Genomic DNA, 13840 nt, shown 5'->3' with positions numbered 1-13840 from the left:
CAAAGAGCAATGCGAACAGCGAGCATCATTTAGGTATGCACTCTGAGGTACACGCAATCGCTGAGGGTCATGTTGTCAATTCAATTGGAAATACAATAGCGCCGAACCACTCAACGGAGCAATCGGATCTTACTGGAGCCTCTCACAAAGATTGATCGTTTTAGTTATTGATTTAATCTTTTTTCCGTCATTGGCCAGAGAGAAAATCCTTTCGCGACACTCTTCTTTGAGTGCCCCACTCTGTTCGATATGATACTGCGCTACGAGCATTGCGCTGTCGGCCCGACTTATGAGATCAGTTATATAAACTCGGCCATCAGTGGTCTTCAGAGGGTGCCCGGCCTGGTTTGAAAACATATCGAGGATATCTGAATCAGAACCGCTTGCAAGGTCTGAAAAAGTGTAATATCGACAACTGGCTCCGCAACTATGAATCCCAATGTGATATTTCCCCGCGAAATTTATCACCGGAGCAGACACCATTTTTCCCATGTCATCGCGCCAATCGTCACCTATTTTCTTATAATAGGTTGGCAACTTTAATTCTCCCTGGTATATCTTAGCAGGATAGTCTGAAAATTTTGGCAAAACCATGCTATCAACGGCATAGGCCAAAGTGTATCCAGTAGTTGCGAAAAACATCACTGCTCGAAATATATTTTTCATCACAGCCTCATTTAATCAGATCATCGAGCCCACCGACAGGCACGGCCAAATCGCTCTTCCCAGATAGTTCATCATTTAGATATTCGGAAAATTTCGCATTTACTGTATTCATACCGACACCGCCTTGACCATAATCATTCCCCGGCAAACTCGCCCACTCAAGGTTAGATCTATCTTCAATAACGGCCCTCTGAATTTCTCCTTTCTTTATATCTTCCAATGCGTGACGCTTGTACTTCAAAAGAATAACGCAATACCTGTCCTGCGAAACCGGCGTGAAATCGGAAATCCTGTATTGCCTCCGATACGCCACGAATGCGGAATCGTCCCAGTTATATCCCATCACCTGGTATGCACCGGCAGCAGTAGATCGCAAGGTCTTACCTTTACTATTTGTTCGAGTTATAAGTATTCGAGGGTGATCGCTGAAATCACGACTATAGTCTTTGATAAATGATTGCCCACCGAACAGACGCTCGTAGCCGATCGGAGTTTCCGTACCCTCTCCAACTCGAATCATTCGTAAGAACGCGCGGACCCTTGCTTCCTCGATGGTCAAAGCGGCGCCGGCAGCCCCTGTGAAATTTCCAATCAACCCAATCGGATGGATGTGCCACACATCCGGACCATCCGGAAAGCCCTTCACAGCCTTCGCTGCATCCCACCATTGCAGCTTTCTAATACGCTCAAGCTCCGCCTGCCAGACGTATTTGCCGTCACCCATCAGCTTGGATAACCCGTCCCACTTACCCATATCGCCGCCCCATTCACTCTCATAGCGGACGATCAGATGCGAGACTGCCTCGGCGAGCCAAGGGACCGTCAAGGCGCTCTTCAAATCGGCGGGTGTTACGTTCCCGTTGCCGTCCCCTTGCCGCTTAGCCGCCTTTTCCAGCTTCCCGATCAACGGCCCGGCATTCACTGTTGCCGCAACAACACTGAACTCCTCCTCCTCGCCATCAAGCAACTGCTTGGCCTCGAAGAGGTTGCGCCTGTACATGTCCAGCAGCGGAATGCTAGTCGTATCAACCGTATCGAAGCCCGGCCACGCCCACGGGCTTTCCCACTGCGTACCGGGATGATCCTTCTCGCACACCCAGCCCAGGATCGTCGAACCGTCAGCGTTGCCCGCGGCGATCGACCACCACTGCGCGCCGCCTTTGTCCCGATCATCTGCCGCTTTGCCGTTGTCGGCCGACTGCTCAAGCTGCGCGCGAGAGAGTACCTGTTGGTATCCGACGGCTGGTCCCTGCGCGCCGGCAAGTTGTAGCGGGAAATCCGACCAGCTATGGACGACCGCCCCGGCTACCTTGCCTGCATACTGCCGCTCGACCCAAAGAGGATTACCCACGGGCGTCTTGCTTTCCTGTGGGGCGCGACCGCGCACGCGCCCGACCGACTGAGGCCCAGACCTGATCGGCTGCACCTTGGCCCAGCATCCCTTGCCTGGATCGCCCTTCGCCAGTTCCAGTTTGAGACCCGCCAACTGAGCGTTGCTCTGCGGATCGGGACATTTGACGAGCTTCGCGCCCTGCCGGATCACGAGCAACGTTCTCCCGCTCTCGGGCAATTTCTTCGCCCGATCCTGACTCTTGCTGATGAAATTCTCGATCTGAGATCCGCTGAATACCTCGACGTGAAGCAGCGATCGCTTCGGTGTCGGCGGCATCACCTGCGAATGGCTGGAGTTCTGGTACTCGCCCAGATAGCCCACTACGTCGCCTGCTTTGACCGGATACGGCTTGTCGAGCACGACTACCGTATCCAGCGGCTTGGGGTCGACGACCGCATCAAGTACGTCGAGATTGACCCAGCCCGTCGCAGCGCGCGGATCAGGTGTCGCGCCAGCGACGGCGGCAACAGGCGACCCCTTGAGAATTTTCGCGATTTGCGCCCAGCCGGCCACGGCACTTCCTACAGTGCTTAGTTCGCCATCTCGCGGCAGCAGGCCAATCACGGTTCCATCAGCCCGGTCCAGAATGCGGACGCCCTGGACACTCTGCGATGCGTCTACGGCACCGGCAGCATCAGCTAGTGGCAACGCATATCGGACCTTGGTATCAGCATACGGACCGAGTGCACCTAGGCTGTCGGGCGAAGGCCCAGTCGCAATGCTTCCCAGTTGTGCGCCGTCGCCGGGAGCGGGGGCATTCGTACCCGCTGAAGCCAGATCGAACCGGAACGGCGTATTGCGCTGGGGAGGTTGTGCCTGCCGATCCCCCGCCTTGCCGCCGACACGGAAACGTCGGTCGCCTTGCCAGAACGGGAGCGGGTGGATAGACAGCGCAGATGAACTGCCGTCATCTGCCTGCGCCGCCTGATAACCTGCCCAATCAAGCTGGTGCATGTATAAGCTGTAGAACTCCAGCACCTCGTCGGCAGGCGGTTGGTAAGTCTGCGTGCTGCTGGCGGTAGTCGCAGATGCACTCGATGCGGGTGAAGCCGTCGTTGATGACGCGCCTGATGTCTCTGGCTCCGGCGGCAGCACGAGCTTGTGACGCATCAGCACAAACCCCGTCGAATACAGCGCATGGCGAGGAGGCGTGGTCGGATAGGTCAGCTCAGGATATGCAGCGTCCAGCCGATAGGCCACGACTTCACCATCGGCGATCGCCTGAACACCCTTACCCTGCCTTAATGCGCCGCCGGTGCCAGCGTCGAAATGTATGCCGCCATGAAACATGCCGTTTGCCCCGAGCGGATAGAATCCGCCATCACCACTGGCCAGTGCCGTGAGCCATGTCTGGGGATTCGCCGGATTGCCATTGATAGGCGCAAACGGGAAGCTCCAGTTCAGGGGTTGCCACTGCGGCGGCTGCGTTGCAGGCGCGGCCGGTTTGGCGGGATGAGTCGAATGATTCAGATGCCTAACCATTTGATCTTGTCCGTGTCGCCGTCAGTTGGAGTAATGGTCCGCGCGACTCTGGGGAATGGAGCCGGCACCTTGAGCCAGTGTCGGATTCTCGTTCATCGATTGCGCTCCTTTTTTCTGGACCGTGATGACCTTCAGAAACAGGTCGAGCGGACCGCCCAAAGTGATGCTTCCGTCCTTGAGCTGGACAAACGCACCGCCGCATTCGAGGATGAGTTCCTTCTTCGCGCTGATACGTACCGTGCCGTTGACACTCGCCACGCTCACATCCTTGTCAGCCAGTAATGACATCGCATCGCTTTGAGCCTGCACTTCGATCGGACCTTTCGATGCGATCAGTTTTATTCCGAGTTTCTGCGCGAACATTGATACGAGTTCGCCCGCCGCCACGGTGAAGCGTTTCACCACGCTGATATCTGCGCTTTTCCCGGCGACCGCGTTGATGTTGTCCTTTGCGCAGACCTGAACACCACTGCCCGAGACGATGCCCACGGATGCGGGCGCGCTCGCAAGCACCCCCGGCTTTTTCAGGCCATTGAGTTCGTCATTGACCTGATGCTGCGCGTCAATGTCGGCGGGAACCGCCTTCGCGCTGCGCGCCGAATCCGCCAGTGCCCTTGCAAGCTCCAGCGCGGTTTCAAGCTGCGCGATGGTCTCCTGCATATCCAGTTGCTGCCCACCCGCCGCAGGCCGGTCATAGGCCGTGATGAACTGCCCTTTCCCTGCGCGCATTGCGCCGTAGCCCGACGTGCGCAGTTCAAAGCCTTCGCCCCGCTGTTCAAGCTTCTGGTTGACCAGATGGCCGAGGTTCAGTTGCGACTTGCCCGAATGCTCGGTCGACAGCTTGATGCCTTCCTGACCTTCCCAGTCTTCCATGCGCAGCTTGTTGTTGCTCTGCGTGCGGATCACGTTGCGCGAGAGCCAACGCCGGTCGCTCGTGACGTGGTCCACGGCCTGGCTGTGGTGATGGAAGGCCGCGATATACGGCTTGTCGGGATCGCCATCCCTGAACTCGATCACGGCCTCCGTGCCGTCCAGCGCCGGAAAGTGGAAGCCCGTCTGCAACGCCCCCGCGAACGGTTTCGCGAGACGCAGCGGCACACTCTCGCCGCCCGCGGGCCATGGTGCAAAATCCGTGTCGAAGCGCACCGTGTAGTAACCGGCGGAAGTCAGATAGGCGTATTTGTATTGATCGGGCGACGTCACCCGGGCCGAGAGCGAACCGGGAATCTTCGCCCACGCCGACTCCTCCAGCTTCAGCCGGAAACGCCGGTCGGACGGAATCGCCTGCCAGGTGTTCGTGTAGGCCGTATCGCGCGCGCCACGATGCGTGACCGCGATCACGACCTGACCATCGGGCGCGTCGGACAACGCCTCGTCGACGCGCAGGATACGCGCCGGCTGCAGCGCCAGCACATTGCTTTCGCCCTCGTAGACGACCTGCCATGCTATCGCCGCTTCGTGACGAAGTTGCGCCTCCCACTTCGCGCTCGCCTGATCGAGGTGATGCGTGCCGTAGATGTACGGCTGGCCGTAGGTGGTGGGATCCTGAGGCGCGACGTTTGCCTCGTCCCTGAAGCGTTCCCACGCCTGTTCGGGGTTATAGTCGGCCACCAGGAACGACTGCGGCACGGTCCGCGCGTGAGTCTCCAGCGCGAACACCGACTCGATCGCCGCTTCAAGTCCCGCATTCTCCCGGTATGGGACATCGAGCTGCGGTTCATAGATGTAGTGGTCGATGTCGTCTCCAAGCACGATCTGGTCGCCGTGCTCGGTCTCGACCGTGTAGCAGTAGATGCCCGCCTTTTGCATCAGCATCTGGACGAAAGCGAGATCGTTCATCCGGTACTGGAAGCGGAACAGGTGCTGCGGATACGCCCGACGCAACCGGAAGGCGAACTGATGACCCTTCAGCCCATGACGTCGCAACACGGCCTCGATGATCTGGGGCGTGGTCTGATGCTGATAGATCTGGCTCGTGGTGACCGCACCGAGCCGGGCGAAGTGGGACCTGACGATGACTTCGTAGCGGATGAAGTCCTTCGTCGCCTTGAGTGTCGAGAGCGACGCGATGAAGCCGGAGAAGCGGCGTGGCGTGCCGAGGGCGGGATCGATCAGGAATGCCGCGCCCCGGTTCAGATAGTCCTCGCGTGCAAGCTTGCCCGGATGTGTGAGCTGGATACGGACCTCGGTGGGCGCCCCCATGCGTTCAGTGGCTTCGAACGAGACTACGGAAAGTTCCGCCGCACTCGCCGCGCCCGGTACGTCAAGAAAATATGCCTGACGCCCTGTGACCGCCATCAGATCGGCTGCATACGCTCTGCTTTCCTCGAACAGGCTCGCCATCGTTTCCTCTCCGTCGTAACCCAGTGCCACGAAACTGTCTCGTGTGTGACGACACCGCATCCGTTCTAGAAGCAACGCGGCCGCTTTGGGTCAAGAGGTTAAGACGTGCCCGATTTATTGAAAAGCGTAGTTATCCTACTATTTGTTCATTTGTTGCTTTTCGTCAACCTTTGCAAACCTTGACAATTTCCATTCGTAGTACGTGCTACATGGTTTTCCAGAACCAATCACCGATGCGAAAATCAGGAGAAACTGGATGACGAGATTGATCGCACTCGAAGGAAACCTGACCACCACGGGAGGTCGAGTGCTGGATGGTGACGCGACGATGCTCGATGATGGACAGCCGCTCGCGCGCCACATGGGGCTCGCGTCCTGCCCACGCTGCGGACAGAACGGCCCGATCTATGGCACCGCACTGAAATGGGGGATGGGAGCCTCGCGTGGCGTACGCGATGGCGACATCGTGATGTGCCGCTGTCCGCGCGGCACGAACCGCGTCATCGCGCGCTCGTCGATTTACGACGGCGGATAAGATGTCGGATATCAAGCCTGCGCAGCGCTAATGCCGAATAGATCACGCTCGGTTTTACGCTCACCCGTTTCTCGCACCGCGAATTCCCCAAACGTGAGCCCCATCGGCCGCACCCGCATATGCTCATCCAGCCTTCGCCACGGCAAATCCGCCGGATCAGCGGCCATCGGCCCAGGCGCTTTCGCCACCAGAACCGCACGCGCGCCCGCCTGAAAATCCGCGCGAAAATGCACCGAACTCTTCACGACAAGCACCTTCATCCGCTCAGGCTCAACACCTCCAACGCGAAAGAAGTTGCGCTCGAAAATCTGCATCTTGATCGTGCTGACCACGATCCGCACACCGTCGATACGCAAACACGCAACCGGCCCGAGGTCACCCTGCATGCCGTTCATCATCGGACCGTCGAAACGAAAACGCCCATCCGACAGATGCTCGACTTCGAAAACACCTTGTAGCGGCGCGTCGCCCGGCACACCCGAGCGGCCCGCCAGCGCGAGTTCGATGCGCGCGCCGACGCCCGCGCGATGCGCCGCTGCCGCCGCCTGCGCGTCCCATATCACACCAACGGCCGCGTCCTGCACGCGATGACGCAGCAACGCGCGCACCATGCCCATCGTGTTCGAATCGCCGCCGACGCCCGGGTTGTCCTGCGTATCGGCGATGATCACGGGCTTGTCCGCATGTTGCGCGAGACGTGACGCTTCATTCACCGCTTCGTCGGGTGACAGGAAGCGCACTTCCCATTGCGCTTCATCGGCGAGCATGCGCGCGTGAAGCTCATCGATAGCCTTCACTAGCGCGTCTTCGTCATAGCCGTAACCCCAGATCACCGGCCCGCATTCAGGAAAATCCGCAGCGGGAAACCCCGGCGCAAACGACAGCGATGCGACCGTTCCCGCTTCGAGCGAAGCCAGCATGTCGTACACGCCAAGCGCGGGCTCGACGAGCGTACACATCGCATTCACCGGAATCAGAAACGGAATGCGCCGCGACACGCGTTTCAAAGGGCGTCGATCTTGCGTCAGCCTTTCGAGCAACGCGGCGGCGCGCTCGCCCGTTTCGGCCATATCGACATGCGGATAGGTTCGATACGCGACGATCGCATCCGCGAGTTGCAGCATCCTGTCCGTCACGTTCGCGTGAAGATCGAGCGACACGACGAGCGGCATTTCATCACCGACCACGCCTCGAACGCGTGCGAGCAGTTCGCCTTCGCCATCGTCGATATGCTCGGCGACCATCGCGCCATGCAGATCGAGATAGATCGCGTCGAAGCCGCCCGCGCGCACGGTATCGACGATCTCGCCGGCAATGCGCTCGTATGCATCTTCCGTCACATACGCCGACGCGCTCGCGCCCGCCCAGATGACGGGGATCAGTTCGTGGCCCGCCGCCTCCACGGCCTTGATGAAGCCGCCAATCGGCACGTTCACATCGCGCAGATTCAGCACGCCGGCGCCGCGCGTCAAAGGCGGAAAGCCTTCGCCTTGAACGAAGCTCTGGTACGACGCCTTGGTCGGCGCAAAGGTGTTGGTCTCGTGCTGAAAACCGGCGATCAGGATCTTCATGATTCGTTCGTCCTCTTGTTCAGCGAACTCAGTTCGATTCAGGGCTAAGCGTCAACTCCGGCGCTTCATGAGCCGATTTGCGCGTCGACCGGTTGGCGAGAATCAGCAAGCCTGCAATCACCGGCATGCACGCCATGAAGATCAACGCGAGTTGCGAATTGCCCGTCGCCGTGCGCGCCCAGCCGATCGCCGCCGGGCCCCAGAAGCCGCCCGACAATCCGATCGTATTGATCAGCGCGATGCCGCCAGCAGCAGCCGGTCCCTTGATGTATTCGGCAGGCATCGCCCAGAACACCGTGTAGGCCATCCACATCATCGCCGTCGCAGCCGTCAGCAGCGCGAGTGTCGCGAACAGATGCCCTTGCGTGAAAATCGAAGCGACCAGCAACAACGCGCCCGTCAGCGCGGGCAACGCGCAGTGATAACGCCGTTCGCCCGTGCGATCCGAACTCCGCCCCGCGACATACATGCCGATCCCCGCCGCGACATACGGAATCGCGACATACCAGCCAAGACGCAGCGTATCGCTCACGCCCTGTTCCTTGATCAGCGTCGGCAGCCAGAAGCTGATCGCGTAGATCGGGAAGATGATCGAGAAGTACGCGAACGCCAGCAGATAGACGCGCGGATCGCGCGCCACGGCCTTGAACGAATGGTTGTGCGCGTGCGCCGCGCCCGTTTCGCTTTCGAGCAACTGTTTCTCGTCGGCGCTCAGCCAGCGCGCGTCGGCGGGACGGTTCGACAGCACGAACAGCGTGACCACGCCAAGCACGATGCAGGGCAGGCCCTCGACGAGAAACATCCATTGCCAGCCTGCCAGCCCGTGAACACCCGAGAGCGCCGTAATCAGCCACGCGGACAACGGCCCGCCGACGATCCCGCCCAGCGGCCCGGCCAGAAACACGATCGCGATGGCGCGCGCCATGCGCGTCGGGCCGTACCAGCACGACAGGTAATAGATCATGCCCGGCGCGAAGCCCGCTTCGAAAATGCCGAGCAGAAAGCGCATGCCGTAGAACATCGGCACGTTGCGCACGAACAGCATGCACGCCGATGTAATGCCCCACAGCACGAGAATGCGGCTGAAGGTCTTGCGCGCGCCGATTTTCGGTAGCAACAGGTTGCTCGGCAATTCGAACAGCACATAGCCAAGAAAGAAAATGCCCGCGCCGACGCCATACGCTGCATCGGAGAAACCGAGGTCGCTCTGCATCTGGAACTTGGCGAAGCCGACGTTCACGCGGTCCAGATACGCAAACATGTAGCAAGCAAGAAGAAATGGCAGCAACCGCCAGTTGAGCCGGTTGTAGAGGGCGCGAACCGCGTCGCTCTCCCGCAGGGTCTGTATTGCTGTCATGTTCGTCTCCGGTATGTCGGGTTTGAATCCCGTGCTTGCGTTCCAGCATGTTGTCGGGGTAAAAATGCGCGAGCAAGAGCAACTAAGTTCACACTTCGTTGCCTGCAAGGCAACAGCAGTCAACCCAACGCTCTGGAGACGTCCGACATGCGCGAAATCAACCAGCAACGGCTGCGCTACTTTCACGAAGTGCTGTCGCACGGCACCATCCGCGGCGCGGCGGACAGCCTGAACACGTCGCCTTCCGTGATTACGCGCCAGATCAGGCTGCTCGAAGAGGAACTCGATACGACGCTGTTCGAGCGCGAGGCGCGCGGCGTCAAGCCGACCGAGGCAGCCACGCATCTGCTCGAATTCTGGCGCGGCTACCGCTCGCAGCAGGAAAAGCTTGAAGACCAGCTGCATTTGCTGAAAGGGCTTCAGCAAGGCCAGGTGCAATTGGCTGTCAGCGAGGGCTATGTCGATCCGCTGATCGAGGAAGTGATCGCGCCGTTCTGCGCGAAGTATCCGAAGCTGGATATCAATATCGAAAGTCTCGCCGTCGACGATCTGCTCAACCAGGTCGCCGAGAGCCGCGCGCATATCGGGCTTGCGTACAATCCGCCGCCGCATCCGCGCATCGAGTACCGCGCGAGTTCGGCGCAGCCCGTCGTGCTGCTGGTGCGGCGCGATCATCCGCTCGCGTTGCGCGGCACGCCCGCCAGCGTGAAGGACCTGCTCGAATGGCCGCTCGCGCTGATGCCGGCCACCTTCGGCATCGGCCACGCCGCGAAAATGTTGGAGTTCGCGGAGAACATCAAAATCCGCGCGACGCTCACCAGCAATTCGCTGACCGCACTCAAGCGCTTCGTCGCGCATGGCGACGGCGTGACGCTGATCGGCGAGTTCGCTGCGTATCGCGAACTGGTGGCGGAAGAACTTGCCATCGTGCCGATCGATCATCCGTTGTTTCAGGGCGCGAAGGCGCGCTTGCTCGTGAAATCGGGTCGGCCTCTCGCGGCTGCGGCGAATGAACTGCTCGAATGGATCTTGCGCAGAATGTCGATGTTCGCGCCCGGCAATGAATCGACGGATGGTTGACGACACGCGGCCTGAATGTTGTCACCTCAACCTTTCATGCGCCACGCTCCCGTAATGCCGCAGTAGAACCGTCGTCGGCCATTCGTCATATTTGAAACTTAATTGCAGAACGGATACCTCTTTGTCGATAAGAAAACGTGTTCGTCTCTCGCATAACAACGGTCAATGACGTTTCTCAATACTCTCAAGATTGGTCCGCGTCTCGGCGCGGGCTTTGGAATTGTGCTGCTTCTGCTGTGCGCGGTCGGCGGCGTTGGCTTGCTTCAGTCGTCGCGCATCTATGACGGCACGCGTCGCATCGGCAGTGACTGGCTTCCCAGCGTCGAAACGCTCGGCACGATGCGCAGCCATGCCGACGATGTGCGCCGCCTGTCGCTGCGTGAACTGCTGAGCACCGACGCGAACCAGATTCGCGCCACGCGCGCTCAACACGCGGATGCCGTGAATGCTTTCGCGCAGTCGCTGAACGCTTATTCGACGCTGATCTCGTCGCCTGAAGAACAGCAGCTTGACGACAACATCAAATCGTCGTGGGCCAGCTATCTCGAAGTCGACGAGAAGATCGAAAAGCTGATCGACGCCGGCGAAGCGAGCGCAGCCGAAGCGCGGCAACTCGCGGCAGGCGACGCGTCCACGCGCTTCACAACGACACTCGATCAGATCGACAGCGACATCAAGCTGAATCACCAGGGCTCGGTCGAAGAAGTCGCGAAAGCGGAAGACGCGTTCCACAGTGCGCGCATCTGGACAGTCGTGATGTCGGCGCTCGCGTTGCTCGCGGGCGCGTTCATCGCTGTCGTCACCACGCGCTCGATCGTCGGGCCGCTGCGCCGTTCCGTCGACGTGGCCGAGACCGTCGCGCGCGGCGATCTGACTGCGGCGATTCACGTCGAGGGCGCGGACGAACTGAGCCAGTTGCTCGGCGCGCTCCGTCACATGAACGAACGTCTGCAGGATACGGTGAGCCGCGTGCGTTCGAGCAGCGAAAGCATCGCGACAGGCTCGTCGCAGATCGCCGCGGGCAACACCGATTTGAGCCAGCGCACGGAAGAACAGGCCGCATCGCTCGAAGAAACGGCCGCGAGCATGGAAGAACTGACGGCGACCGTCAAGCAGAACGCGGAGAACGCGACCCAGGGCAACGCGCTGGCGGCGCGCGCGTCGGAAACGGCGGCACGCGGCGGCGAGGTCGTGAGCCGCGTGGTCGATACGATGCACGGCATCTCGAGCAGTTCGCAGCAGGTGGCGCAGATCATCTCGGTGATCGAAGGGATCGCGTTCCAGACCAACATCCTCGCGCTGAACGCGGCCGTCGAAGCGGCGCGCGCAGGCGAACAGGGACGCGGCTTCGCGGTCGTCGCAGGCGAGGTCCGCACGCTCGCGCAGCGCAGCGCGGCGGCGGCGAAGGAGATCAAGGATCTGATCGGCGAATCGGTGAGCCGCGTGAACAGCGGCACCGCGCTCGTCGACGAGGCGGGCCGCACGATGGGTGAAATCGTGCAGTCGGTGCGCCAGGTGTCGGATCTGATGGGCGAGATCAGCGCGGCGTCGGGCGAGCAGCATCGCGGCATCGAGCAGGTCAATGTCGCGATCTCGCAGATGGACGAGGTGACGCAGCAGAATGCGGCGCTCGTCGAGCAGGCTTCGGCGGCGACGCAGTCAATGGCGTCGCAGGCGGCGACGCTGCGTGAACTGGTGTCGGTGTTCAGGCTGCCGGGCGGGCAGCAAGCGAATGCGATGAGCGCTGCGTCTGCTCCTGCGAAGGCTGTCGCGCGTGCCGCCGTGACCGTGCCCAGGAAAACGATGACCGCGGCTTCTGCAAAACCGCTCGCCGCTCAGTTGCCGAATGCCGAAAAAACGGCCGCGAGCCGCGCCGAAGCCGATTGGCAGACGTTCTGAATCGCCGCGCATCCCGTTGCTTTACGTGATGCGCCGTTTGATCTTCACTTGTGCGTGACGGGCAACAGCTTCATCCCAGCGGGCCGCTCTTGCGCCGCATTCGCCGTCACGCTTGCCACAACATGCGCCGGCATAGTCGTCGCTGCCGCGCTCGCGCGGCTCGCCAGCATCGCGCACACGCGGCTCGCGCCGATTGAACCCGCGACCGCGAACACCACCGGGAACAGCATGTCGTGCCCAAGGTGCGTGAACTCGGCGACGAGCACGATCGCCGTAATCGGCATGTTCATCGACGAAGCGAGAAACGCCGCTGCGCCGACAAGCGCAAACGCGCCGGTCGGCACGCTCGCGCCAATCAGATTCCACGCGCCGCCGAGCACGATGGCAAGCAATGCGCCCACCGTCAGCCCCGGCGTCAGCAGACCGCCATGCGCGCCGACGCGCAGGCTGCTCGCGCTCACGGCAACCTTCAATGCGAGCAACGCCGCCGCGAGCCCAATGCCCAACTGACCGTCGAAGCCGAGTTGCGCGGTGCCCTTGCCGTTGCCGAGCAATTGCGGGAAGTGCACGGCAAGCAAACCGATCACGGCGAAGTTCAGCACGTTGAGCGGAATCATCAGCCAGCCAGCGCTCGGCGCTGCATTGCGCGCGCGATCCATGAAGCGCGAGAACGCATAGGCGGCGATGCCGAACACAGGCCCTGCCGCCACCGACCACGCAACCAGACTGCCGCTCAGCGCGAACGACGGAATCGCGTATTGCGACTCGTCGCCAAGCCCCATCCACGCGACCACGGCGGCGATCACCGACGTCACGAGCGCGATCGCGACCGTGGTCGCATCGAACGTGACGAGCAGCACTTCGAGCACGAATACCGCGCCGCCGAGCGGCACGTTGTACACAGCGGCGAGGCCGGCGCCAGCGCCGCAGGCGATCATCACACGCGTTTCGTTCGTTGACAGGCCCGCGACGCGCGCCAGCCAACCTGCCACCAGCGAGCCGACTTCGCGCGGCGCGACCTCGCGGCCCAACGGCGAGCCGAGCGCGACCGTCACGATCTGCAGCAGCGCATGCGCGAGCGTGCTGAGCATCGGCATGCGCGCGTCGGGCGATTTCACCGCCTGCTTGATGCTGACGAGCGGACGGCCGAAACGGCGCACGGCCCACCAGCCGAATCCCGCGATCAGACCGCAAACCGCCATGACGATCACGCGCCGTTCGGGCGATGCGCCATCGACGCCTTGCAGAAAGCTTTCGCCACCGACGATCGCATTCAGGCTGTAGCCGTACGCGATGTGCTGGACGGCGTGCAGCAGCAGCGCGAGCAGCATGCCGCCGAGGCCAGCGCCGACGCCCGTCAGTACGGTGACGACGGCGAGGCGGACCAGTGATTTGCGGTCGAGGGTGATGGGAGACGGCATGACGGCGTTGTGCGATGGGACGGGGAAGCCCCTACTTTAGGGTTTTCCCGTAAATTCATCAAACGACTTTATCTACTTAATTGATGATTCGCA

General features: G+C 60.9%; 9 protein-coding genes. 3 read left to right on the top strand and 6 right to left on the bottom strand.

What is annotated here, in order from left to right; all coding sequences use genetic code 11:
* Positions 1-129 precede the first annotated feature (129 nt).
* From C2L64_RS36335 to C2L64_RS36325, 3 genes are read right to left on the bottom strand one after another with little or no spacing between them, the layout of a single operon-like run.
* Complete coding sequence (locus C2L64_RS36335; protein ID WP_039903082.1) at positions 130-666, bottom strand: hypothetical protein; 537 nt, start codon at positions 664-666, stop codon at positions 130-132.
* Between the two features lie 7 nt (positions 667-673).
* Complete coding sequence (locus C2L64_RS36330) at positions 674-3541, bottom strand: glycoside hydrolase family 24 protein (protein ID WP_009771568.1); 2868 nt, start codon at positions 3539-3541, stop codon at positions 674-676.
* A 21-nt stretch (positions 3542-3562) separates the two neighbouring features.
* A complete protein-coding gene (locus C2L64_RS36325) occupies positions 3563-5884 on the bottom strand; it encodes a type VI secretion system Vgr family protein (protein WP_009771569.1) in 2322 nt (773 codons plus the stop codon).
* Positions 5885-6140: 256 nt separating this feature from the next.
* Between C2L64_RS36325 and C2L64_RS36320 the strand changes: the two genes are divergently transcribed.
* On the top strand, positions 6141-6419 hold the full coding sequence (locus C2L64_RS36320) for a PAAR domain-containing protein (protein ID WP_009771570.1): 279 nt from the start codon (positions 6141-6143) through the stop codon (positions 6417-6419).
* An 11-nt stretch (positions 6420-6430) separates the two neighbouring features.
* Here the strand turns inward: C2L64_RS36320 and C2L64_RS36315 are convergent, their stop codons facing one another.
* Both C2L64_RS36315 and C2L64_RS36310 read right to left on the bottom strand, forming a co-directional pair.
* Positions 6431-7990 carry a M81 family metallopeptidase gene (locus C2L64_RS36315; protein ID WP_009771571.1) on the bottom strand — a complete coding sequence of 520 codons (1560 nt, stop codon included), beginning with the start codon at positions 7988-7990 and terminating at the stop codon, positions 6431-6433.
* 28 nt (positions 7991-8018) lie between these two features.
* On the bottom strand, positions 8019-9347 hold the full coding sequence (locus tag C2L64_RS36310; protein WP_007733130.1) for an MFS transporter: 1329 nt from the start codon (positions 9345-9347) through the stop codon (positions 8019-8021).
* A gap of 147 nt (positions 9348-9494) precedes the next feature.
* On the opposite strand from C2L64_RS36310, the gene C2L64_RS36305 reads away from it, so the two are divergent.
* A complete protein-coding gene (locus tag C2L64_RS36305) occupies positions 9495-10427 on the top strand; it encodes a LysR family transcriptional regulator (protein WP_009771572.1) in 933 nt (310 codons plus the stop codon).
* A 165-nt stretch (positions 10428-10592) separates the two neighbouring features.
* A complete protein-coding gene (locus tag C2L64_RS36300; protein ID WP_009771573.1) occupies positions 10593-12326 on the top strand; it encodes a methyl-accepting chemotaxis protein in 1734 nt (577 codons plus the stop codon).
* Between the two features lie 44 nt (positions 12327-12370).
* Here the strand turns inward: C2L64_RS36300 and C2L64_RS36295 are convergent, their stop codons facing one another.
* Positions 12371-13747: a chloride channel protein gene (locus C2L64_RS36295; RefSeq protein WP_009771574.1), complete on the bottom strand. Its 1377-nt coding sequence runs from the start codon at positions 13745-13747 to the stop codon at positions 12371-12373.
* Between the last annotated feature and the right edge of the window lie 93 nt (positions 13748-13840).

Origin of the sequence: Paraburkholderia hospita (assembly GCF_002902965.1) — a bacterium.
GTDB lineage: Bacteria > Pseudomonadota > Gammaproteobacteria > Burkholderiales > Burkholderiaceae > Paraburkholderia > Paraburkholderia hospita.
The sequence above is the reverse complement of the archived record's forward strand: the minus strand, read 5'-3'. Positions and strand labels throughout refer to the sequence as shown.

What these genes read in the sequence shown, in the direction of transcription:
- C2L64_RS36335 (WP_039903082.1), bottom strand. Translation starts at nt 666, where the DNA reads ATGAAAAATATATTTCGAGCAGTGATGTTTTTCGCAACTACTGGATAC.
- C2L64_RS36330 (WP_009771568.1), bottom strand. Translation starts at nt 3,541, where the DNA reads ATGGTTAGGCATCTGAATCATTCGACTCATCCCGCCAAACCGGCCGCG.
- C2L64_RS36325 (WP_009771569.1), bottom strand. Translation starts at nt 5,884, where the DNA reads ATGGCGAGCCTGTTCGAGGAAAGCAGAGCGTATGCAGCCGATCTGATG.
- C2L64_RS36320 (WP_009771570.1), top strand. Translation starts at nt 6,141, where the DNA reads ATGACGAGATTGATCGCACTCGAAGGAAACCTGACCACCACGGGAGGT.
- C2L64_RS36315 (WP_009771571.1), bottom strand. Translation starts at nt 7,990, where the DNA reads ATGAAGATCCTGATCGCCGGTTTTCAGCACGAGACCAACACCTTTGCG.
- C2L64_RS36310 (WP_007733130.1), bottom strand. Translation starts at nt 9,347, where the DNA reads ATGACAGCAATACAGACCCTGCGGGAGAGCGACGCGGTTCGCGCCCTC.
- C2L64_RS36305 (WP_009771572.1), top strand. Translation starts at nt 9,495, where the DNA reads ATGCGCGAAATCAACCAGCAACGGCTGCGCTACTTTCACGAAGTGCTG.
- C2L64_RS36300 (WP_009771573.1), top strand. Translation starts at nt 10,593, where the DNA reads ATGACGTTTCTCAATACTCTCAAGATTGGTCCGCGTCTCGGCGCGGGC.
- C2L64_RS36295 (WP_009771574.1), bottom strand. Translation starts at nt 13,747, where the DNA reads ATGCCGTCTCCCATCACCCTCGACCGCAAATCACTGGTCCGCCTCGCC.